We start from the raw sequence: 21,454 nt of genomic DNA, 5'->3' as shown, positions 1-21,454 counted from the left end.
GAAAGGTCATAATGCGGGCGGAACTTTCACGGCGGAAATGGTATGTAAACTGGTGAATCGGCTGGCACGGATGCACGTAGTCCGGGCGGGACGCCAATAGGGGGATCAATTGAAACGTAGTTCGGCACTGTTGAGCTTTGCCATCGTCGCTGCCCCCCTGCTGTTTGCAGGGGCGGCCGAGGCCCAATATTACCGCGACGACGGACCGCGCGACCGCGGGGAGTTCCGATGGGACGATGGGCCGCCGCCGCCGCGCGGCTATGACCGGAATCGCGACCGCGACTGGGACCGCCGTCCGCCGCCTCCGCCGCCGCCCGGATGGGGCCAACGCCCGCCGCCGCCCGGCTGGCGCCCCGGACCGCCGCCGCCTCCGCCGCCGGGATGGGGCCAGCGCCCGCAGCGCGGCGGCGTGTGCGTGACATCCCGCGGCGCCTGCCCGTCCGGCCCCCTGCGCTCCGGCACGCCCTGCCGCTGCGACATACCGGGCTTCGGCGTCAAGCGCGGCGTGGTGCAATAACGCAGCGGCCTGAGGCGCGAGGCGACAACACGGACTGCCAGAACCGTGGCCGGGCTGAACGGAGATATCCGCCATCGCAGCCCGGTCCGGTTATTCGGACTGTCGGACGAAGAGCATGGCTGTGTGCAGGGATCAGCCCTTCGTCAAGTGATCGAAGAGGATCATCGCGCCGAGACCGAACAGAGCACAGCCACCCGCTGCCTCGGCAATGCGGCCGAAACGCTGTCCGAGAAAGCGGCCTGCGAGCATTCCAATCGAACTCATCACCATGGTCGCGAAGCCGATGGCGACAGCGATGGCGAGGATGTTCACATTGAGGAAGGCCAACGAAACACCTACCGCCATCGCATCAAGCGACGTGCCAACTGCAGTGACGACGATTGCCCAGAGCGAGTGAGAAGCAGGCGCCGCCTCCTCTTTGCGCGTCGACGCCTGAAAGATCATGTGAAGGCCGACAGCCGCCAGCAGGGCAAAGGCGATCCAATGGTCGACAGCCGCTATGTACTGGCTGGCGGCGACGCCCGCCGCCCAACCGATCAGGGGGGTGAGCGCCTCGACCACGCCGAAAATCGCGCCGGTCCTGATCGCATTGCCGAAACTAGGCCGATGCGATGACGCCCCCTTGCCAACAGAGGCGATGAAAGCATCGATCGACATGGAAATGGCGAGGACGCCGATGGCGACCGGAGACATAAGCAGTTCCCCTGGGCTGATCCGGACGATGGACGGACCCCGCCCGCAGAGTCCCACCGCCACGGTCTTGCAAAGCCCAATCAGGACCGGACACGCCACGCGGAATGCCCCGCGAGTATGTTGACGTGCCTCCGCCATCGCTGGCGATCGCTACTCCCCGATGCGGATCGGGTAGACAAAACGTCAAAGAAAGTCAATAAAAACATATATTTAATATTGCATCTCACTTGCAGGAAGCGCCTTGCAGGAAGCGCAGACTCCGCGCGCATGCGAGGATGAGCGGCGGCAGGCTCGGGCCTCGCGGGAAGGATCCGGCCGCTCAGCCGTTGCCGCGCGCCAGGACGGCCCTGCCCAGCCGTTCCAAGGCCTGGCGCAGGGGATCGTCGGCGACGTTCGCCACCGCGTCGCGCACCATCCGCTCCTGCGCGGGATCGAGCTTCGGTTCGGGCACGGGCGCGACGGTGCGGCGGCGGATCGGGCCCTGCCGCAGCGCGAGCTGGCCGACACAGCGCCAGCCGAAATGCACGTTCACACGCTCCACCACCACGGGGGCCATATGCTGCAGCTCAAGCGCGAAGGCGCCGGTGACGCGCACCACGAGCGTGGCGGGCTGGCTCGCGGCCTCGTCGTATTGCGGCATTTTGCGGTTGGCGCGCCCCCCCGTGCCGCCGGCGCCCCTGCCCCGGCGCGGCCACAGCACCTGTAGCGGTTCCGTGTGGCGGGCAAGCCGCTCGCCGACGATCTCCGGCCATGCGAGGATGACATCGGCGGCGGCGAAGCCCTGCGCGGCCAGAACGGGCTCTATGCAGCGGTCGACCAGCTCGGCAAGCGGCTTCAGCCTGACGGAATGCCTGACGTTCACCATTGATGGCGGTCCATTTCGGGGATATTGCTCCGCGCCCCCTGTCCCGCGCCGGGAGAGAGCGTTAGAAAGTTCATGGTAGAGGGTTGCAGCGCAGAGTCCAGATGATTCCCGCAGATGACATCGCCGGCCACGAGACGGCCGACCCAACGGCGCTGCTCGCGTGGTACGACCGCCACCGGCGCGGGCTGCCTTGGCGCGCGCTGCCGGGCGAGACGGCGGATCCCTACCGGGTGTGGCTCTCCGAAATCATGCTGCAGCAGACCACCGTGCAAACGGTGAAGGGCTATTTCGAGCGCTTTCTCGCGCGCTTCCCCACCGTGGAGGCGCTCGCGGGGGCGCCCGTGGAGGCGGTGATGCAGGCGTGGGCCGGGCTCGGCTACTACTCCCGCGCGCGCAACCTGCACGCCTGCGCGCAGGCTGTCGTGGAGCGGCACGGCGGGCGCTTTCCCGCCAACGAGACGGCGCTGCTGGCGCTGCCCGGCATCGGCGCCTACACGGCGGGCGCCGTGGCCGCCATCGCCTTCGACAAGCCCGCCGTCGCGGTGGACGGCAATGTCGAGCGCGTGCTGTCGCGGCTCATGGCGCTGGAAGAGCCCCTGCCGCGCGCCAAGCCGGCAATCCGGGCGCTGGCGCTCGCGCTGATGCCGAAGGCCCGCCCCGGGGATTTCGCGCAGGCGCTGATGGACCTCGGCGCCACCATCTGCACACCGAAAAAACCCGCCTGCGTCCTGTGCCCGTGGTCCCCGCCATGCCGGGCGCGGCGCGAGGGAACGGCGGAGACCTTTCCGCGCAAGGAGGCGAAGAAGACGGGTAACCTGCGCATGGGCGCTGCCTTCGTCGCCGTGCGCGCGGACGACTGCATCCTGCTGCGTGACCGCCCGCCGCGCGGGCTGCTTGGCGGCATGGCGGAAGTGCCGGGCAGCGACTGGTCGGCCGCGTTCGACGCCGGGCAGGCGCTCGCGGCCGCGCCCCTGAACACGCGCTGGCGGCGGCTGCCGGGCAGTGTGCGCCACGTCTTCACGCATTTTCCGCTGGAGCTGACGGTCTATCGCGCCGAGCTGCCCGCACGCACGCCCGCGCCGGAGGGCAGCCGCTGGCGGGCGCGCGCGGAACTGAAGGACGAGGCGTTGCCCACCGTGATGCGCAAGGTGCTGGCTCACGCCGCCATCGAGTGACGGGCCCGGTAGTCGCCGCGCAACTCATCGATGGAGACGAGACTGCCGTCGCGCAGCACGTGCCAGAACGTCCAGCCGTTGCATGAGGGATGGCCCTGCACCAGCGCGCCGACCTTGTGGATGGAACCGACGGCCGGGCCGACGACCAGCGTGCCGTCCGCGCGCACGGTGGCGCAGTGCTTCTCGTGCGCATCGACAAGCGTCTCGCCGGCCGCGATCAGGCCGGATTCGACCAGCGACAGGAAGGGGATGCGCGGTTCGGTGCGCCGGGAGGGCGCGGCGGAGACGGCCCGCGGGTCGAGCGGCTCCACGGCGGCGATGCGCGCGCGTGCCGCATCGGCGTAGGCGGGGTCCCGCTCCAGGCCGACGAAACGGCGGCCGAGCTTCTTCGCCACCGCACCCGTGGTGCCGGTGCCGAAGAAAGGATCGAGCACCACATCGCCGGGATTCGTGGCCGCTATGAGCGCGCGGGCGATCAGCGCCTCCGGCTTCTGCGTGGGGTGGACCTTGCGGCCTGCGGCATCCTTCAGCCGTTCCTCGCCGGTACACAGGGGCAGGAACCAGTCGGACCGCATCTGCGTGTCCTCGTTGCCCGCCTTCAGCGCCTCGTAGTGGAAGGTGTAGTTGCGGGCGTCCATGCCGCGCGCGGCCCAGATCAGCGTCTCGTGCGCGTTCGTGAAGCGCCGGCCGCGGAAGTTGGGCATCGGGTTCGCCTTGCGCCAGACGATGTCGTTCAGGATCCAGAAGCCGAGATCCTGCACCGCCGTGCCGACGCGGAAAATGTTGTGATAGGAGCCGATGACGAACAGCGTCGCCGTCTTCTTCATCACGCGCCGGCACTCGGCGAGCCAGGCCCGGGTGAAATCGTCGTATTCGGCAAAGCTCGCGAAGCGATCCCAGTCGTCGTCGACGGCATCGACGAGCGAGTTGTCCGGCCGCGTCAACGCACCTTCGAGCTGAAGGTTGTAGGGCGGATCGGCGAAAATGAGATCGACGCTCTCCGACGGCAAGCGCCGCAGGGACTCGACACAATCGCCAAGCACGATCTGATCGATGGGGAGCGGCTGCTCCATCCGATCCGCCGGCGTCTGCCTTCCGGTACGCGAAACTCTGATCCGGGGCAGACCGCCAGCGGCATCGGTACGCGGAATACTCATGACGCCTACCAGTTACGCGACTGACAGGGCGACTATGCGCATCGAGGGTAAAGATGAGGTTGAAGCCGCCACGCGGGAAAACGATGCCGGCGGTAACACCTGTCCCAAATTCGGACACAATCGCCACAAGGCGCCGCCAGAACGACTCAGAGACAAGGGTTTTGCGGCGTTATCAATCGGTTAACCATGTTTCGCGAGTCCGCGAAGCCGCCTCACCGCTTGAACGGCTCCATGCCGGCGCGCGCCAGCGCGTCGACGCGCTCGTTCTCGGGATGGCCGTTGTGGCCGCGCACCCAATGCCAGGCGACGTCGTGGCGGCTGGCGGCCTCGTCCAGCCTGCGCCACAGGTCCTCGTTCTTCACCGGCTTACGGTCGGCGGTCTTCCAGCCGCGTTGTTTCCAGCTCGCGAGCCAGGAGGTGATGCCCTGGCGGACGTATTGCGAATCGGTGTGCAGGTCGACGGTGCAAGGGCGCTTCAGCGCCTCCAGCGCATTGATCGCCGCGAGCAGCTCCATGCGGTTGTTGGTGGTGTGCGCCTCGCCGCCGGAAAGCTCCTTCCCGGTGCCGCGAAACATCAGCAGTACCCCCCAGCCGCCGGGGCCGGGATTGCCGGAACACGCGCCGTCGGTATAGATCGTCACCCGCTCGCTCATCGCATGAGGCCGTAGTCGGCGGCGGAGGTGGCGTGGCGGTGGAAGCCGAGCTTGCGGTCGTATTCCAGCGGATCGAGCGGCTTGACCAGCGCGCCTGGGGGCACGTTCAGCCAGTCGACCAGCCGCGTCAGCAGGAAGCGCAGGCCCGCGCCGCGCGCGAGCACCGGCAGCGCCGCGACCTCGGCCTCGGTCAGCGGCCGCACTTCCTCATAGGCATGCGTCATCGCGTGCCCCTTGGTGATGTTGAAGGAGCCGTCGGGCTCGAAGCACCACGCATTGAGGCAGATGGCGAGATCGTAGGCGAAAGCGTCGTTGCAGGCGAAGTAGAAGTCGATCAGGCCGGACAGCCGCTCGCCCAGAAAGAACACGTTGTTGGGAAAGAGATCGGCATGGATGACGCCCTCAGGCAGGCCGCGCGGCCACGCCGCCTCCAGCGCCGCGAGATCGTCCGCGATACGCGCGCGCAGGCCGGGGCTGACGCTGTCCGCCTGATCGCGCGCCTGCTCGCAGAGCGGCCGCCAGCCCGCCAGCGACAGCGCGTTGGCGCGCCGCAGGGAAAAATCCGCCCCCGCCGCGTGCAGACGCGCCAGCGTACGCCCGAGTTCGGCGCAATGGACGGCCTCCGGCCGGTTGACCGACATGCCGGACAGGAAGGTGACCATCGCCGCCGGCCGGCCGGCGAGCCGCTGCAGCGCCCTGCCCTCACGGTCGCGCACCGGACGCGGACAGGTGATGCCACGCTCGGCCAGATGGTCCATGAGGCCGATGAAGAACGGCAGGTCGGCCTCGTTCACCCGTTTCTCGTACAGGGTGAGAATGTAGAAGCCGCTTTCCGTCTGCAGCAGGAAGTTGGAGTTCTCGACCCCCTCCGCGATGCCTTTGGCGGACAACAGCGCGCCGATATCGTAGCGGGCGACGAACGCGGACAGTTCCGCATCCGAAACATCGGTATAAACGGCCATGGATATATGCTCTGGTCAGACTGTCGCCTGCTCGCGCAGGTCGCGCGGCAGGGGGAAAAACACGCTTTCGTCGGCGGTGGAAACCGTCTCGACGCGCACATCGAAGCGCAGGGCGAAGGCGTCGATGATCTCCTCGACGAGGATTTCGGGCGCCGAAGCTCCCGCCGTCAGCCCGAGCCGGCGGATGTCGCCGAACAGCGACCAGTCGATGTCCTCCGCCCGCAGGACGAGCCGCGAGACGGGACAGCCCGCCCGCTCCGCCACCTCGCGCAGGCGCTGGGAATTGGAGGAATTGGGCGAGCCCACCACGATCATCGCATCCACCTGCGGCGCGACGCGCTTGACCGCCTCTTGCCGGTTTGTGGTGGCGTAGCAGATGTCTTCCTTGTGCGGGCTGACGATATCGGGAAAGCGCGCCTTCAGCGCCGCGACGATGCCGGCCGTGTCGTCCACGGAAAGCGTCGTCTGCGTGACGTAGGCAAGCTCCTGGTCCGCGGGAGGCAACAGCCGCGCGACGTCCGCTATCGTCTCGATCAGCGAGATCGCGCCCTCCGGCAACTGACCCATGGTGCCGACCACCTCGGGATGGCCGGCATGGCCGACGAGCACGACGTGACGGCTACGCTTGTGGTGCACCTCAGCCTCCCGGTGCACCTTGGTGACGAGCGGACAGGTGGCGTCGATGGCGAAGAAGCGGCGCGTCACGGCCTCACGCGGCACGGACTTCGGCACGCCGTGGGCGGAGAAGATGACGGGCGCCGTCGTATCCGGAATCTCGTCGAGTTCGTCGACGAAGACCGCGCCCTTGCGGCGCAGGCTCTCGACCACGTATTTGTTGTGGACGATCTCGTGGCGCACGTAGACGGGCGGACCATAGAGCGCCAACGCCTTCTCCACCGCATCGATGGCGCGCACCACGCCGGCGCAGAAGCCGCGCGGGGCGCAGATCAGCACATCGAGCGGCGGCTTGTCAGCCGGCGGAAACGAAGCCGGAGAGACGCAGACGGGCATCGGCCTACCTTCCCGGAGCGCCCCTCCGCCCGCCGGTGTCGCCGGCCCGCGGAAACGCGCCCAAAAAAAATCGCGGAACATCCGCCGGTCGGCCCGGAGCCGCGGATGTTCCAGGGAAGCCGATCTGTGCGGGGATCGGACGCATCTGTCAAGATACAACGGTGGACCGGCGCAGACGGACGGACGTGCCCTGCCGCCCTGCGGCGGGAACCCGACCACGCAATTCAGCTGGCCTCGAATCGCTCTTGCTCGGTGGTCTCGGTGTAGACGTGCACGCGGTTGCGACCGGCGCGCTTGGCGGCGTAAAGCGCGTTGTCGGCGGCGCGCGTGAGTTCCTCCAGATCGTAACCCACAAGCTGGGACGAGGCGACGCCCACGCTGACGGTGATGTCGCGCGCGGCCTTCCCATCGCCCAGCCGGTAGCCCGACATGCTGCGCCCGATGCGCTCCATCACCTGCACGGCATCCTTCTCCCGCGCCGATTGCAGGATGCAGAGAAACTCCTCGCCGCCGGTGCGGAAGAGACTGTCGGTGGGCCGCAATTTCATCGAGGCGCGCTCGGCGAAGGCGCGCAGGACGTCGTCGCCGACGGCATGGCCGTAGGTATCGTTGATCTGCTTGAAGTAATCGAGATCGATGATGGCGACGCAGAGCGGCGCGCTCGATATCGCGTGCCGGCGCACAATACGCTCCGCATATTTGCCAAGCGCGCGGCGGTTGCCGAGGCCCGTCAGCGGATCGACCAGAATCTGCACCGCCTGCTCGGCCTCCAGCCGCTCCTTGGTCAGGGAAAGCGTGAGATAGGCGATGGCGATGTTCGCGCCGAGCGACACCAGCCGCATCGGCGCCGCCCAGTCGTCGGGCAAGGCCGCCGCGACCGGGTTCCCGGTGTGCAGGGCGCCGGCGAGAAGCACCAGCCCACGCATGACGAAAATCGCGCTTTTGCCCGCAAGCGCCACGCAAAGCGGCATACGTGACGGCATGTATTCACGCCGTCCGCGCGACAGCTCGAAAATCGCCAGCGCGCCATAGAGCACGGGCACGGCGGTGGTCGCGACGGTTCGTCCCATGACGAGAAGGTCGCCGCTCGCGACAAGGGAAAAGGCGAGCCAGCCGATGCCGCCTGCCGACGCCTGCAGGATGGATGTCGGCAGCCTCTCGAACAGACGCGCCGCCTGCCACGCCGCGCCATAGCCGAAGAACAGCATGGCGAAGCCAACGTCAACGAAGTGGGGCACACCGATGCCCACGGCGTAGCCCGCCAGCAGATCGAACAGCGCCGCACCCGCGAAGCATATGCCGAGGAACAGCAGCTCGCGATTGGCCCGGCTGTTACGCCACGAGAAAAGCAGCAGCCCCCCGAGCAGCAGGTGCACGACAATGCCGACCGTCCGCAACGTCACGGGATCTAGCTGCATCGGGCGCGGCCTCCGGCGCCAGCACGCCGCGGCAGGACGAATGCCCTGCGGTTCACGACGCAGGGCGAATGCCTGTCGATCAGCCGGCTCCACCTGACATGGGAGGATTCTACGACAGCGCCCATAATCGAATCCGGTTCAAAAGCAGCTTCAGATAAAGTATAGTTTCTAATGATACTACTTTAGCAAATGCATAAGAGCGGATAACACAGCACCCGCCCGGCCAGAACGGGGTATTATCCTTTCACGCGATTTCCAACCTTAAAACTGTCGCCGTGTCAATCCGCTATACGCAGGCGGCCGCGATTATCCTGCGCGGCGAGGGCATCGATGTCGCGCCACACCAGCGCCAGCCGGGGCCGGCCGGCAAGCAGGGCGCCTTCCTCCAGCGCGTGGCGGATGATGGCGGCGCGCCCCTCCACCGCCGCGCCGAGCGCGCGGGCGAAGGCCACGGCCGCGACGTTCACGGCCGAAATCCACACGCCCGTGCAACTGGCACCGCAGAAGGACAGGCGGCGGGCCAGAGCCGACACCAGCCGGGCGCCGATGCCGCGGAAGCGGAAGCCGTGGCGCACGTAGACCCCCTGAATTTCGGCATCGGCGTGCAGCAGCGGATCCCGCGCCAGCCCGCCCACGCAGAGGCCCACCACCTCGCCGCGATACTCCGCCACCAGCCGCGCGCCGCCGGGGGCCTGCGACCACGCGCCGCGCTCACTCTCCGGCGTTCCCGCGATTTGCGCCGGCAACAGGCCGCAGTTCATCTCGCGCCATACATTGTCATGAAGGCGGGCCATGGCGGGCCCGTCCGCCACCGTCGCAGAGCGGACGATAACCTTTGCCGCCCCCGGCGCCCCGATCGGATCGAACATGTTTTCCAGCATCTGGCATCTCCCCGGGCTTCTCTCCCGTGCGGGACCGCGCCGACGACGCAGCCTCGCACAAATCGCGGGGATAGTGCTTCCCGAGAATGGCCAGAAAGCGGCGAATCGCCGGTAATCCGTAGCGGCGCGTTACACCGGCGCCCCCGGCCCCCGACCGCTCGCGTGCGGGTTTTGCGCAAGCGCCGCAAGGGCTTGACCGTCCATCGACGATCCAGGCGCTCAAGGTACGGTATTATTCGCCCGGCCGCGCCTGAAGGCCGCGCAGCGGATGCGCCGCATAGACGCCCAGGATGTGCGTCTGCCGCGAGAAGAACGCGAGCTCTTCCAGCGCCAGCCGCAGGGAGCGATCTTCCGGATGGCCGTCCACCTCCGCATAGAAGCGGGTGGCGACGAAGCGGCCCTCGACCATGTAGCTTTCGAGCTTCGTCAGGTTGACGCCGTTGGTGGCGAAGCCGCCGAGCGCCTTGTAGAGCGCGGCGGGCACGTTGCGCACCTCGAAGATGAAGCTCGTCACCGTGGGGCCGTTGCCGGCGGGCGCCCATTGCGGCTCGCGCGCCAGCACCACGAAGCGGGTGGTGTTGTCCTTCTCGTCCTCGACATCGCGCGCCAGGGTGACGAGACCGTAGATCTCGCCGGCAAGCGACGGAGCGAGCGATGCCTGCGTCGGGTCGTTCCATTCCGCCACCTGCCGCGCGGAGCCCGCCGTGTCCGACGCCACCACGGCCTTGAGGCCGAGTTCGCGGATGATGCGCCGGCACTGGCCAAGCGCGTGGACGTGGCTGTGGACGGTGGTGATGGTCTGGAGCGTCGCGCCCTTCGGCGCCAGAAGCTGGAAGCGGATCGGCAGGAAGTGCTCGCCGACGATGTAAAGCCCGGAGGCGGGCAGCAGGTGATGGATGTCCGCGACGCGCCCGGCGATGGAGTTCTCGATCGGGATCATGCCGAGCCCGGCCCGGCCCTCCGAAATCGCCGCGAGGGCATCCTCGAACGTGGCGCACGGCAGGGGCTGCCAGTCGGGAAACACCTCGTGGGCGGCGATATGGGAATTGGCCCCCGGCTCGCCCTGATACGAAATGACGCGGGGTTGCTGGTCGAACGTGGCGGTCATGCTTTCTCGGTTCCTGTGAGGATGGCGCGGGCGCGGGCGAGATCGCCGGGCGTGTCGACGCCGAGCGGCACATCATCCACGACGACGATGTCGATGCGCATGCCGTGCTCCAGCGCCCGCAGCTGCTCAAGCTTCTCCCGCTGCTCCAGCGGCGAGGGCGCCAGCGAGACGAAGCGCGCCAGCGCCTCCCGGCGATAGGCATAGAGCCCGATGTGATGCAGCAGCGGCCCCTCCCCCCACGGGGCCGTGGCGCGGGTGAAGTAGAGCGCGCGCAGGCGCCCTCCGCCGAGGTCGCTACCGACAGCCTTCACCACGCTGGGCGCTGTGCGTTCCTCTGCGCGCGTGATGACGGCCGCGAGCGTCGCGATGTCGACGGCCGGATCGTCGAGCGGCGTGAGCGCGGCGGCGATCACGGCGGGGTCGATGGTCGGCAGGTCGCCCTGCACGTTGACGACGACGTCGTGCCGCCCCTGCGGATCGATGAGGGTAAGCGCCTCGAAGATGCGGTCGGAGCCCGAGGGGTGGTCCGCGCGGGTGAGGACGGCGCGCCCGCCCGCCTGCTCCACCACGGTGGCGATGGCGGGCGAATCAGTTGCCACGACTACCGGCCCGACCGCCGCAGCCTCCGCCCGGCGCAGCACCTGCACGATCATCGGCAAACCGGCGATGTCCGCCAGGGGCTTGTCCGGCAGACGGGTGGCGGCGAGACGCGCGGGAATGATGACGACGGGCGAGGCCATTGCAGGACCGGAACCTTCGAAAAAAGGGGAGTTCCCGCCACGGTTAGCGAAAAAATCCCGGGATGTCACACACGATCTTTCGCGATACCCCGCTATCGTCGGCTTCCCCTTGATTATACGAGTTGCAAAGTACTGGGAAAACCGGTTAATCATCCTCGCTGTGATCGCTCGCATGGGCCGGCATGGTCCTCCCGGGCAGCAGTTTAGGTTTGGACCGGAGCCGCACACCGATGGATTCCTTCGAGCTCAACAAGATCGCCGGCGGAGTGCTCGGCACCCTGCTTTTCACGATGGGCCTTGGCGTTTTATCGGGCATCATCTTCAACCCGGCGATCCCGGTCATCCCCGGCTATGACCTGCCGAGCGGCGCGGATGCGGGCGGCGGCGCTGCGGCACCGGCCGCGGCGAAGGTGGCGCCCATCGCCACGCGGCTGGCGAGCGCCGATCCCGCGCGCGGCGAGAAGGCGGTCGCCAAGTGCAAGGCCTGCCACAACTTCGTGGAAGGCGCGGGCGCCAAGGTGGGCCCGGACCTGTACGACATCGTCAACCGCACCATAGGCGCCGTCGAGGGCTTCGGCTACTCCGCGCCGATGAAGACCCACGCGAGCGCCGGCGACAAGTGGACGTACGACAACCTCGACCACTTCATCACCAATCCCAAGGGCTTCGTGCCGGGCACGATCATGGCCTTCGCCGGTGTGGCGAAGCCGGAAGAGCGCGCCGATATCATCGCCTACCTGCGCACACTCGCCCACGAACCCGCGCCGCTGCCGGTGCCCGACGCAGCACCGGCTGAAGGGGCAGCGCCCGCTGAAGGAGCCGCGCCGGCCTCCGGCCAGTAAGGCACGGATGGCCTCCACGGGAAAATCCCGGCGCGGCCGGGGTTTTCTGCGCGGGGCTTCCTGCAGCGGCCCGGAGCATTCCTACCTTTCGCTGAAATGCTCCGTCTTTTCGTTTGAGCAGGATTGCTTCGGGCAGGATTGCTCCGAAAAGTGTTATCCACTTTCCGGGTCGTGCGTCAGAGCTTGTCGAGCAAGCCGAAACCGATCATCGCCGCCGTCAGCAGCGGGCGGCGCAGCCAGCGGCCGCCGGGCAGCTCAGGCACCGGCAGCGCGGTCATCCGGTCGAAACGCTCCGTATCGCCGACAATGGCCTCGGCGATGAGGCGGCCGGTGTAGGGGCCGAGCATCACTCCCTGCCCCGAAAAGCCGGATGCGACGTAAAGCCCGTCCTCCCGCCCGCCTTCCAGCCGGCGCACGAAGGGCAGGCGCGTCGAGGTGACGCCGAGCCGCCCGCCCCAGCCGTGCGTGATCGCCGCTGTCGCGAGTTGGGGATAAAGCACGAGCATGCGCCGCCGCACGCGCGCGGCGAAATCCGCCGGCAGATCCGCGCCATAGCTTTCCCCGCCGCCGAAGATGATGCGGTTGTCGTCCGTGCGGCGGAAATAGTTGACCACGCAGCGCGTGTCCGAAGCGGCGATGGCGCCGGCCAGCACCGTGTCGGCCAGCGCGGGGTCGAGCGGCGCGGTGGCGATCATGAAATTCACCAGTGGCATGACGTGCGCCGCCGTCACCTCCGACAGCGGATCGAGCGAGCCATCGCCCGTCAGCAGCACCGCCCGCGCCCGCACGGCGCCCGCTTCCGTCGCCACGCGCCAGAGATCGCCCTCGCGCGCGACGCGAAGCACCCGCGACTGCTCGTGAAGCCGCGCGCCCGCCGCTTCCGCGAGCCGCGCGAGGCCGCGCGCCAGCGCCAGCGGATCGAGGTGGCCGCCATGGGGATTGAAGACGCCGCCGTGGCAACCGCGCATGTGGGTGTACTTCTCCACCGCGCGCGCATCGAGCACCTCAAGCCCGGCGACACCGTAATGGCGGGCCAGATGCTCGGCATCCTCCGCCAGCGCGCGGAAATGGCGTGCGCGGTGCGCCAGCAGCAGCAGGCCGGGCCGCAGGTCGCAGCCGCCCGCGCCGTCGCCTGCCAGACTGGCAGCGTTGTCGATGTCGGCAGCGATGTCGCCGAGCCACAGACGCGCCTCCTCGGCGATCTGCCATAGCTCGCGCGCCCGCGCCTCACCCACGCGCGCCTCCAGCCACGCCTGCTCGCGCCGCTGGCCGGGATGCACCTGGCCGCCGTTGACGCCCGATGCGCCGCCGCCGACGCGCGACGCCTCGACGACGCGCACGTCCACGCCCGCCCGCGCCAGCGTGAGAGCCGCGCCGAGACCGGTGAAGCCCGCGCCGACCACGCAGACGTCGGCAAGGATATCGCCCGCGACAGCGGGACGGGGTGCGCGGGCATCTGCCCGCTCCGCGTAAAGATTCGTCAAGGAAGCTGGCGCCATCGGCCGTCGGTCCGCAATGGAGGGAGAGCGCTATGGGGGGCGAGGATGAGGCGGGGATTGCCGGCCAGAACCATTCCGCTTGTTGGCGAACGCGCGAATGGCCCTGACGTGCTGTTTGGACGCGCTTTCGGAGCGGAAGCGCAGCGGCCGGACGGAAAGGCTGCTGCAACCCCCGCCCTTTCCTGAAGTGCAGATTCCATATGTTCAGACGTTCAGCAACAGATATTCGCGCTCCCAGGGGCTGATCACCTGCATGAACGTCTCGTACTCGGTGCGCTTCACCGCCGAATAGGTGTTGACGAAGCTCTGGCCCAGCACGTCGATCAGCGGTTCGCATTCGCCAAGCTCGATCACCGCCTCCAGAATGCCGCGCGGCAGGTCGAAATCGAGATTGTAGGCGGAGCCCGTCACCGGCTCGCCGGGCTGGAGGCCCGCCTCGATGCCGAGATAGCCACAGGCGAGCGTCGCGGCGATGGCGAGATAGGGATTGGCGTCGGAGGACGGCACGCGGTTTTCGACGCGCCGCGCAGCGGCGTCCGAAGGCGGCACGCGCAGGCCCGTGGTGCGGTTGTCGTAGCCCCAGCGCACGTTGATGGGCGCGGTGGAGTTGCGCGTCAGCCGCCGGTAGGAGTTGACGTAAGGCGCCAGCATCGACATGGCGGCGGGCAGATAGGTCTGCAGGCCGGCGATGAAGGAGAAGAACGCGGGCGACGGCGAATCGTCCTCGTTGGAGAACAGGTTGCGGCCGGTCTTCGTATCCACGACGGAGGTGTGGATATGCATGGCCGAGCCCGGCTGGCGGGCGATGGGCTTGGCCATGAAGGTGGCGTACATGTCGTGCTGCAGCGCGGCCTCGCGGATGGTGCGCTTGAAGAGGAACACCTGGTCGGCGAGATCGATGGGATCGCCGTGGCGCAGGTTGATTTCCATCTGCCCGGCGCCTTCCTCGTGGATGAGCGCGTCGATGGCCAGGCCCTGTGCCTCCGAATAGTCGTAGATGTCCTCGAACAGGTCGTCGAACTCGTTGACGGCGGCGATGGAATAGGCCTGCCGGCCGATCTCCGCCCGGCCCGAGCGGCCGATCGGCGGCTCCAGCGGATAGTCGGGGTCGGTATTGCGCTTGACGAGATAGAACTCGATCTCCGGCGCGACCACGGGCTCCCAGCCGTTGCGGCGGAAAAGCTCGACCACGCGGCGCAGCACCTGCCGCGGCGCGTTCTCCTGCGCGCGGCCGTCACGGTGGAAGGCGTCGAGGATGACCTGTGCCGTGGGGTCGGAGGCCCACGGCACCGCCGTCAGCGTGGAGAAGTCCGGCCGCAGGACGAGATCGCCGTCGGCGGGCATCTCGCGCTGGAGCACCTCCTCCGGATAGTCGCCCGCGATGGTCTGGTAGAAGATCGCCCCCGGCAGGCTCATCACCGGATTGCCGAGAAACTTTTCGGACGGCATCACCTTGCCACGCGCGACGCCGGCCTGGTTGGCGACGAAGCACTCGATCTCCTCGATGCCGGCGCGCGCCATGAAATCGCGCGCGTCGTCGATATCGACCGCGCCGCGCCGGCTGCGCAAACTCTTCTTCTGGGCTGTTTTCTTCCTGGTCATCCATCACCCGTTCGATCTGCCGCAGGCAGTAATCGCCGAGACGCCGCATCTGTCAATCATCTGACATCAAATCCCCGGATCGTGGTCCGGCAGGATGGGGAAAAGCGAAGGCGCTTGCGGCGGCTCCGCGTGGCCGCTAACGTTTTTTCCGCAACAAGGCGAGGGGAGCACGGGGCGTATGTCCGTGCCCGGAACTCAGGATTGGCGCGTCTATGACCGAGGCTCGGACTGAAGCTCGAACAGAAGCACGCAAACGCGATTCGCTGGCGATCGGCGCGGTTCGCCGCGACTTCGCGCCGTGGCTCGACCCGCACGCGAAGCCCCTGATCCGCTTCGATCAGGTGACCAAGCGCTTCGGCGATTTCGTAGCTGTGGATAACCTCACCCTTCATATCTACGAGCGCGAGTTCTTCTGTCTGCTCGGCCCGTCGGGCTGCGGCAAGACGACACTGATGCGCATGCTCGCCGGCTTCGAGGAGCCGACGCAGGGCAAGATCGTTCTCGGCGACCAGGTGGTGAGCGGCATCCCGCCCCACCGCCGGCCCGTCAACATGATGTTCCAGTCCTACGCGCTCTTCCCGCACATGAACGTGGAGAAGAACATCGCCTTCGGGCTGGTGCAGGACGGCCTGCCGAAGCAGGAGATCGCCGACCGGGTGGCGGAAATCCTGCGCCTCGTGCAGCTCACGCCCTTCGCGCGGCGCAAGCCGGACCAGCTCTCCGGCGGCCAGCGGCAGCGCGTGGCGCTGGCGCGCGCGCTCGTGAAACGGCCCAAGGTGCTGCTGCTCGACGAGCCGCTCGGCGCGCTGGACAAGAAACTGCGCGAGGAAACGCAGTTCGAGCTGATGGACCTGCAGGTGAACCTCGGCATGACCTTCCTCGTCGTCACCCACGACCAGGAAGAGGCCATGACCATGGCCGACCGCATCGCGGTGATGGACAGGGGCACCATCAGGCAGATCGCGCCGCCCGGGCAGGTCTATGAGCAGCCGGCGAGCCGCTACGTGGCGGAGTTCATCGGCGACGTGAACATCATCGAGGGCAGGATCGCCGCGAGCGACGCCGGGCGGCTGCGCATCGCGCGCACGGACGGCGAGGGCGAACTGGCGATCGAGGCGCCGCCCGGCGTGGCGACGCAGACGGGGCAGGAAATAGCCGTGGCGCTGCGGCCCGAAAAGCTGGTGCTGCACCGCGAGCCCCCGGCCGGCGCGCAGAACCTGCTGTCGGGCGAAATCTGGGATATCGGCTATCTGGGCGACTGGACGATCTATCTGGTGAAGCTCGCCAGCGGCCAGATCGTGCGCGTGTCGCGCGCCAACGCCAGCCGCTTCGTCGAACAGCCGCTGACCTGGGACGACAAGGTGCACATCACCTTCGCGCCCGAGGCCGGCGTGCTGCTGACGCAATAGGCGGGGAGCGCCGGCATGAGCGACAACGCCCTTCCCGCCACGCAGACGCCGGAGACGGCGCCCTTTTCGCGGACACCGCGCCTGCTGCGCGCGGTGGTGCCCGCCCTGCCCTTCCTGTGGCTGCTGATCTTCTTCCTCACGCCGTTCGCCATCGTGTTCAGGATGTCGCTGTCGCAGCCGGCGACGGCGCAGCCGCCCTATACGCCCGTGATCGACTGGGCGCAGGGGCTCGCCGGGCTGTGGGCGGCGCTGGGCGAACTCAACATCGACAACTTCCTGCTGCTCGCGGACGACTATCTCTATGTCGCCTCGGCGTTCTCGTCGCTGCGGATGGCGGCGGTCTCGACGCTGCTGCTGCTCCTGATCGGCTTCCCCATGGCCTATGCCATGGCCAAGGCGCCGGAAAACCGCCGGCCTGTGCTGCTGGTGCTCGTCATCCTGCCGTTCTGGACGAGCTTCCTGATCCGCGTCTATGCCTGGATCGGCATCCTGAAGCCCGAAGGGCTGCTCAACACGGTGTTGATCAGCCTCGGGCTGATCGACCAGCCGCTGCAGATCGTGAATACTGACATCGCCATCTTCATCGGCGTGGTCTACTGCTACCTGCCCTTCATGGTGCTGCCGCTCTACGCGACGCTCGAAAAGATGGACTGGACGCTGATCGAGGCGGCGCAAGACCTGGGCTGCCCGCCGTGGCGGGCCTTCTGGCGCATCACCGTGCCGCTGGCGCTGCCCGGCATCGCCGCCGGCGCCCTGCTGTGCTTCATCCCCATCGTCGGCGAATACGTGATCCCCGAACTGCTCGGCGGCCCGGACTCGCTGATGATCGGCAAGACGCTGTCGGACGAGTTCTTCAAGAACCGCGACTGGCCGCTGGCATCGGCCGTGGCGGTGGTGCTGCTGATCATCGTCGTCGGCCCGGTGATGGTCTACCGCGAGCTTGAAACCCGCAGGCTGGAGAAGGCCCGATGACCCGCCGCTTCACGCTGTTCGACACCACGGCGCTGACCTTCGGCTTCGCGTTCCTCTACGTGCCGTTGCTGGTGCTCATCGCCTATTCCTTCAACGACTCGCAGCTTCTCAATGTCTGGGGCGGCTTCTCCACGCGCTGGTATGTGTCGCTCTGGCACAACGCGCCGCTGCTCACGGCGCTGCGCAACTCGCTCGCCATCGGGTTCCTCTCGGCAGCGATCGCAACCTTCTTCGGCACGCTCGCGGCGCTCGCGCTGGTGCGCTACACGCGCTTCTGGGGTCGGCCGCTGTTCACCGGCATGGTCTATGCGCCGATGGTGATGCCGGAAGTGGTCACGGGCCTGTCGCTGCTGCTGTTCTTCGTCTCGGTGGGCGCGGAACGCGGCTTCTGGACCGTGACGCTCGCGCATACGACATTCACGATGTGCTACATCGCCGTCGTGGTGCAGTCGCGGCTGGTCGCCTTCGACAGGACGCTGGAGGAGGCCGCGCAGGACCTCGGTTGCCCGCCGGTGCGCACCTTCTTCACCATCACGCTGCCGCTGATCGCGCCTTCCGTCGCGGCCGGCTTCCTGCTCGCCTTCACCCTGTCGCTCGACGACGTGGTGATCGCGAGCTTCGTCACCGGCCCCGGCACCTCGACGCTGCCCATCGAGATTTTCAACAGGGCGCGCCGCGGCCTCTCGCCGGAGATCAACGCGCTGTCGTCGCTGATGCTGCTGGTGGTGACGGTGGTGGTGGTAGGGTCGTCGCTGGTGACGAAGCGGGCGGCGTTGCCGACACGGTAAGGTTGCGGGCTGCCCGCAAGCTTGACGAAATGTTAATGCGATTCATCTCCTATTGGACGTTACACTGACGCGGTTCGATTCGTGTCATCGCCTTTCGGGAGATCGCTCTTGGTTCGCCGTATTCGCCCCCGTTCGCCGGATGAGCCTTCCGTCGAGGCGTTGCGCCGCGCCACAACCCTCGCCACGCGCCGCGACCTGCTCGGCCTCGCGGGCGGCATCGCCGGCGCCGCGCTCGCCGCGCGCCTGCTGCCGGCCGCGGCAATGGCGCAGGAGAGCGCGCCTCCGGCCGGCGATGCGTATGAGGCGCACGGCCTTTCCGCGTTCGGCGACCTGCAGTTGCCGAAGGATTTTCCGCACTTTCCCTACGTGAATCCGGACGCGCCGGTGGGCGGCAAGATCGTGATGCGGGTCACGCAGGGCAGCTTCGACACCTTCAACACACTGAACGCCTTCGTGCTGCAGGGCGACGCGGCGGCCGGCATGAGCGCGACGTTCGACTCGCTGATGGCCGGCTCGGGCGACGAGCCGGACGCTGTCTACGGCCTGGTGGCGCAATCGGTGCAGGCGAGCGCCGACCGGCGCACCTATCGCTTCCGGCTGCGCCCCGAGGCGCGCTTCCACGACGGCACGCGGTTGACCGCGGCGGACGTCGCCTTCTCCTTCGATATCCTGAAGGAGAAAGGCCATCCATCCTACCGCGCCATCCTGGCGGAGGCCGAGCGGGCGGTGGCGGAGGTGGATGACGTCGTCACCTTTCACCTCTCAGAACGGCGCGGGCGCGACCTGCATCTCATCGTCGCCAGCCTGCCGATCTTCTCGAAGGCGTACTGGAGCACGCGCGATTTCGCCGCCTCCACGCTGGAGCCGCCGCTGGGCTCGGGCGCCTACAAGGTGGGGCGGTTCGAGGTGGGGCGCTTCATCGAGTTCGACCGCGTGGACGACTACTGGGCGCGCGATCTCAACGTCAATGTCGGGCAGAACAGGTTCCGGCACGTGCGCTACGAGTATTTCCGCGACGAGCAGGTGATGTTCGAGGCGTTCAAGTCCGGCATCATCAACTTTCACGAGGAATATACCGCGAGCCTGTGGGCGAACGGCTACGACTTTGCCGCCTTTCGCGAGGGCCGCGTGAAGCGCGAGAAGATCGAGACCGCCGCCGCGCCCAACGTGCAGGGCTGGTACTTCAACACGCGCCGCGAGAAGTTCGCCGATCCGCGCGTGCGCGAGGCCATCGGGCTGGCGTTCGATTTCGAATGGACCAACGCCAAAATCATGTACGGCGCCTACCGGCGCACGACGTCGTTCTTCGAGCACACGCCCCTGAAGGCGGAGGGCCTGCCCGCGCCGGAAGAGCTGGCGCTGCTGGAGCCGTTTCGCGGCAAGGTGCCGGACGAGGTGTTCGGCGAGCCGTTCGTGCCGCCCGTCTCCGACGGCTCCGGTAACGACCGCAACATGCTGCGCCGCGCCTTCGCGCTGCTGACGGAAGCAGGGCTGAAACGCGAGGGCGACACGCTGCGCCTGCCGGACGGCAAGCCGTTCGAGATCGAATTCCTCGATTCCGGCACGCGGCTGCAACCGCACACGCAACCGTTCCAGGGCAACCTGCGCCGGCTCGGCATCACGGCGACGTCGCGCATCGTCGATCCGTCGCAGTATCAGGAGCGGCTGCGCAAATACGACTACGACGTCGTCAGCGTGGCGCGGCAGGGCAGCCTGACGCCGGGGGCGGAACTGCGGGTGTTCTACGGCTCCGAAGCCGCCAGGACACCGGGCGGGCTCAATCTCGCCGGCATCAACAGCCCGGCGGTCGATGCGCTGATCGAGCACATCATCCGCGCCGGGACGCGCGAGGAAATCACCATCGGCGCCCGCGCCCTCGACCGCGTGCTGCGCGCCGGGCGCTACTGGGTGCCGATGTGGTTCCGGCCTGACGACTGGTATGCCTTCTGGGACATCTTCTCCCGCCCCGCGCAGCCGCCCCGCTACAGCTCGGGCGCGCCGGGCACGTGGTGGTTCGACGCCGAGAAAGCCGCACGCATCGGCTGGAAGGGCTAGTCCATGTTCGCCTACGTCGCGCGGCGCCTGCTGCTGATGATTCCCACCATCTTCGGCATCATGCTGATTTCCTTCGTCATCGTGCAATTCGCCCCCGGCGGGCCGGTGGAGCGTATCATCGCGCAGATGCAGGGAGCGGACGGCGGCGCCACGGCACGCATCGGCGGCGGGGGCGGCGGCGATCTGGGCGCGGCAGGCGGCGCCGCGGACGCGGGTTCCGGCGGGCGCTATCGCGGCGCGCAGGGGCTCGACCCCGCTTTCATCGCCCAGCTCGAAAAGCAGTTCGGCTTCGACAGGCCGGCGCACGAGCGCTTCATCAAGATGATGACGGACTACGCCACCTTCAACTTCGGCAAGAGCTACTTCCGTGACGTCTCTGTGCTGTCGCTGATCGGCGAGAAGCTGCCGGTGTCGATCACGCTCGGCCTGTGGATGACGCTGATCTCCTACGCTATCTCCATCCCGCTCGGCATCGCCAAGGCGGTGCGCGACGGTTCGAGGTTCGACGTGTGGACATCGGGCGTGGTCATCGTCGGCTACGCCATTCCCTCCTTCCTGTTCGCGATCCTGCTGATCGTGTTTTTCGCGGGCGGCTCGTTCTGGCAGATTTTCCCGCTGCGTGGCCTCACCTCCGAGAATTTCTCGGAGCTGTCGCTCGTCGGCAAGATCGCCGACTACCTGTGGCACATCACGCTGCCGATCTTCTCCATGGCGATCGGCGCGTTCGCGACGTCGACACTGCTGACCAAGAACTCGTTTCTGGACGAAATCCGCAAGCAGTACGTGCTCACCGCCCGCATGAAGGGCCTCACGGAACGGCAGGTGCTCTACGGCCACGTGTTCCGCAACGCCATGCTGATCGTCATCGCCGGTTTTCCGGGCGCGTTCATCGGCGCCTTCTTCGCCGGCTCGCTGCTGATCGAGACCATCTTCTCGCTGGACGGGCTGGGGCTGCTGTCGTTCGAGTCCATCGTCAACCGGGATTACCCGGTGGTGTTCGCCAGCCTGTTCATCTTCTCGCTGCTCGGACTCGTGGTGAACCTGCTGTCGGACCTCACCTACACGTGGATCGATCCGCGCATCGATTTCGAGACGCGGGAGGTCTGA

The 21,454-nt window shown here is 67.6% G+C and carries 20 protein-coding genes and 1 riboswitch; of the genes, 8 read left to right on the top strand and 12 right to left on the bottom strand.

The window, feature by feature from the left end; genetic code table 11:
• Positions 1–109 precede the first annotated feature (109 nt).
• Positions 110–517 (top strand): hypothetical protein, encoded by a 408-nt coding sequence (locus FHS82_RS17275; protein WP_246225406.1) that lies wholly within the window; start codon positions 110–112, stop codon positions 515–517.
• Positions 518–649: 132 nt separating this feature from the next.
• Here FHS82_RS17275 and FHS82_RS17270 read toward each other — a convergent pair whose 3' ends face one another.
• Together FHS82_RS17270 and FHS82_RS17265 are read right to left on the bottom strand one after the other, a co-directional pair.
• The gene (locus tag FHS82_RS17270; RefSeq protein WP_166955153.1) at positions 650–1,210 is read right to left on the bottom strand and encodes a manganese efflux pump MntP; all 561 of its coding nucleotides are present in this window, start codon (positions 1,208–1,210) and stop codon (positions 650–652) included.
• A gap of 4 nt (positions 1,211–1,214) precedes the next feature.
• Positions 1,215–1,381, bottom strand: a riboswitch (yybP-ykoY riboswitch).
• Between the two features lie 148 nt (positions 1,382–1,529).
• A complete protein-coding gene (locus FHS82_RS17265; RefSeq protein ID WP_166955151.1) occupies positions 1,530–2,075 on the bottom strand; it encodes a DUF721 domain-containing protein in 546 nt (181 codons plus the stop codon).
• A 101-nt stretch (positions 2,076–2,176) separates the two neighbouring features.
• Here FHS82_RS17265 and mutY point away from each other — a divergent pair, with 101 nt between their 5' ends.
• Positions 2,177–3,250: an A/G-specific adenine glycosylase gene (mutY, locus tag FHS82_RS17260; RefSeq protein WP_166955149.1), complete on the top strand. Its 1,074-nt coding sequence runs from the start codon at positions 2,177–2,179 to the stop codon at positions 3,248–3,250.
• On the opposite strand, the gene FHS82_RS17255 is transcribed toward mutY, so the two are convergent.
• From FHS82_RS17255 to FHS82_RS17220, 8 genes are all read right to left on the bottom strand, one after another.
• Positions 3,232–4,407, bottom strand: coding sequence for a site-specific DNA-methyltransferase (locus tag FHS82_RS17255; protein WP_166955147.1), 1,176 nt, complete (start codon positions 4,405–4,407; stop codon positions 3,232–3,234). The two genes, mutY and FHS82_RS17255, sit on opposite strands and share 19 nt — an antisense overlap.
• Before the next feature lie 212 nt (positions 4,408–4,619).
• Positions 4,620–5,060 carry a ribonuclease HI gene (gene rnhA / locus FHS82_RS17250; RefSeq protein ID WP_166955145.1) on the bottom strand — a complete coding sequence of 147 codons (441 nt, stop codon included), beginning with the start codon at positions 5,058–5,060 and terminating at the stop codon, positions 4,620–4,622.
• On the bottom strand, positions 5,057–6,022 hold the full coding sequence (gene thrB / locus FHS82_RS17245) for a homoserine kinase (protein ID WP_166955143.1): 966 nt from the start codon (positions 6,020–6,022) through the stop codon (positions 5,057–5,059). Before thrB ends, rnhA begins: the two co-directional genes overlap by 4 nt.
• A 15-nt stretch (positions 6,023–6,037) precedes the next feature.
• Positions 6,038–7,033, bottom strand: a complete 996-nt coding sequence (gene ispH / locus FHS82_RS17240; protein ID WP_166955141.1) for a 4-hydroxy-3-methylbut-2-enyl diphosphate reductase — start codon at positions 7,031–7,033, stop codon at positions 6,038–6,040.
• A gap of 224 nt (positions 7,034–7,257) precedes the next feature.
• Positions 7,258–8,451, bottom strand: coding sequence for a GGDEF domain-containing protein (locus tag FHS82_RS17235; protein ID WP_166955139.1), 1,194 nt, complete (start codon positions 8,449–8,451; stop codon positions 7,258–7,260).
• Between the two features lie 278 nt (positions 8,452–8,729).
• Positions 8,730–9,332: a GNAT family N-acetyltransferase gene (locus FHS82_RS17230; RefSeq protein ID WP_166955137.1), complete on the bottom strand. Its 603-nt coding sequence runs from the start codon at positions 9,330–9,332 to the stop codon at positions 8,730–8,732.
• Positions 9,333–9,564: 232 nt separating this feature from the next.
• Positions 9,565–10,440 carry a prephenate dehydratase gene (locus FHS82_RS17225; RefSeq protein ID WP_166955135.1) on the bottom strand — a complete coding sequence of 292 codons (876 nt, stop codon included), beginning with the start codon at positions 10,438–10,440 and terminating at the stop codon, positions 9,565–9,567.
• Positions 10,437–11,180, bottom strand: coding sequence for a 3-deoxy-manno-octulosonate cytidylyltransferase (locus tag FHS82_RS17220; RefSeq protein WP_166955133.1), 744 nt, complete (start codon positions 11,178–11,180; stop codon positions 10,437–10,439). Before FHS82_RS17220 ends, FHS82_RS17225 begins: the two co-directional genes overlap by 4 nt.
• Before the next feature lie 230 nt (positions 11,181–11,410).
• Here FHS82_RS17220 and FHS82_RS17215 point away from each other — a divergent pair, with 230 nt between their 5' ends.
• A complete protein-coding gene (locus tag FHS82_RS17215; RefSeq protein WP_166955131.1) occupies positions 11,411–12,022 on the top strand; it encodes a c-type cytochrome in 612 nt (203 codons plus the stop codon).
• A gap of 176 nt (positions 12,023–12,198) precedes the next feature.
• Here FHS82_RS17215 and FHS82_RS17210 read toward each other — a convergent pair whose 3' ends face one another.
• Positions 12,199–13,506 carry an NAD(P)/FAD-dependent oxidoreductase gene (locus FHS82_RS17210; RefSeq protein ID WP_166955129.1) on the bottom strand — a complete coding sequence of 436 codons (1,308 nt, stop codon included), beginning with the start codon at positions 13,504–13,506 and terminating at the stop codon, positions 12,199–12,201.
• Between the two features lie 219 nt (positions 13,507–13,725).
• Entirely contained in the window at positions 13,726–15,123 is a 1,398-nt protein-coding gene (locus FHS82_RS17205) for a glutamine synthetase family protein (protein ID WP_166955127.1), read from the bottom strand.
• A 212-nt stretch (positions 15,124–15,335) separates the two neighbouring features.
• Here FHS82_RS17205 and FHS82_RS17200 point away from each other — a divergent pair, with 212 nt between their 5' ends.
• The 5 genes from FHS82_RS17200 to FHS82_RS17180 all read left to right on the top strand — a co-directional run bounded on the left by FHS82_RS17200 (position 15,336) and on the right by FHS82_RS17180 (position 21,454).
• Positions 15,336–16,532 carry an ABC transporter ATP-binding protein gene (locus FHS82_RS17200; RefSeq protein ID WP_166955125.1) on the top strand — a complete coding sequence of 399 codons (1,197 nt, stop codon included), beginning with the start codon at positions 15,336–15,338 and terminating at the stop codon, positions 16,530–16,532.
• 15 nt (positions 16,533–16,547) lie between these two features.
• A complete protein-coding gene (locus FHS82_RS17195) occupies positions 16,548–17,504 on the top strand; it encodes an ABC transporter permease subunit (protein ID WP_166955123.1) in 957 nt (318 codons plus the stop codon).
• On the top strand, positions 17,501–18,292 hold the full coding sequence (locus FHS82_RS17190; RefSeq protein ID WP_166955121.1) for an ABC transporter permease: 792 nt from the start codon (positions 17,501–17,503) through the stop codon (positions 18,290–18,292). The genes FHS82_RS17195 and FHS82_RS17190 overlap by 4 nt, the downstream gene beginning before the upstream one ends.
• A gap of 261 nt (positions 18,293–18,553) precedes the next feature.
• Positions 18,554–20,347, top strand: a complete 1,794-nt coding sequence (locus tag FHS82_RS17185) for an extracellular solute-binding protein (protein WP_166955251.1) — start codon at positions 18,554–18,556, stop codon at positions 20,345–20,347.
• 3 nt (positions 20,348–20,350) lie between these two features.
• The gene (locus FHS82_RS17180) at positions 20,351–21,454 is read left to right on the top strand and encodes a microcin C ABC transporter permease YejB (RefSeq protein ID WP_166955119.1); all 1,104 of its coding nucleotides are present in this window, start codon (positions 20,351–20,353) and stop codon (positions 21,452–21,454) included.

The sequence above is a fragment of the Pseudochelatococcus lubricantis genome (assembly GCF_011762225.1).
Taxonomy (GTDB): Bacteria; Pseudomonadota; Alphaproteobacteria; order Rhizobiales; family Beijerinckiaceae; genus Pseudochelatococcus; species Pseudochelatococcus lubricantis.
Note: the sequence above shows the minus strand (reverse complement) of the source record. Positions and strands in the feature narration are given on the sequence as shown.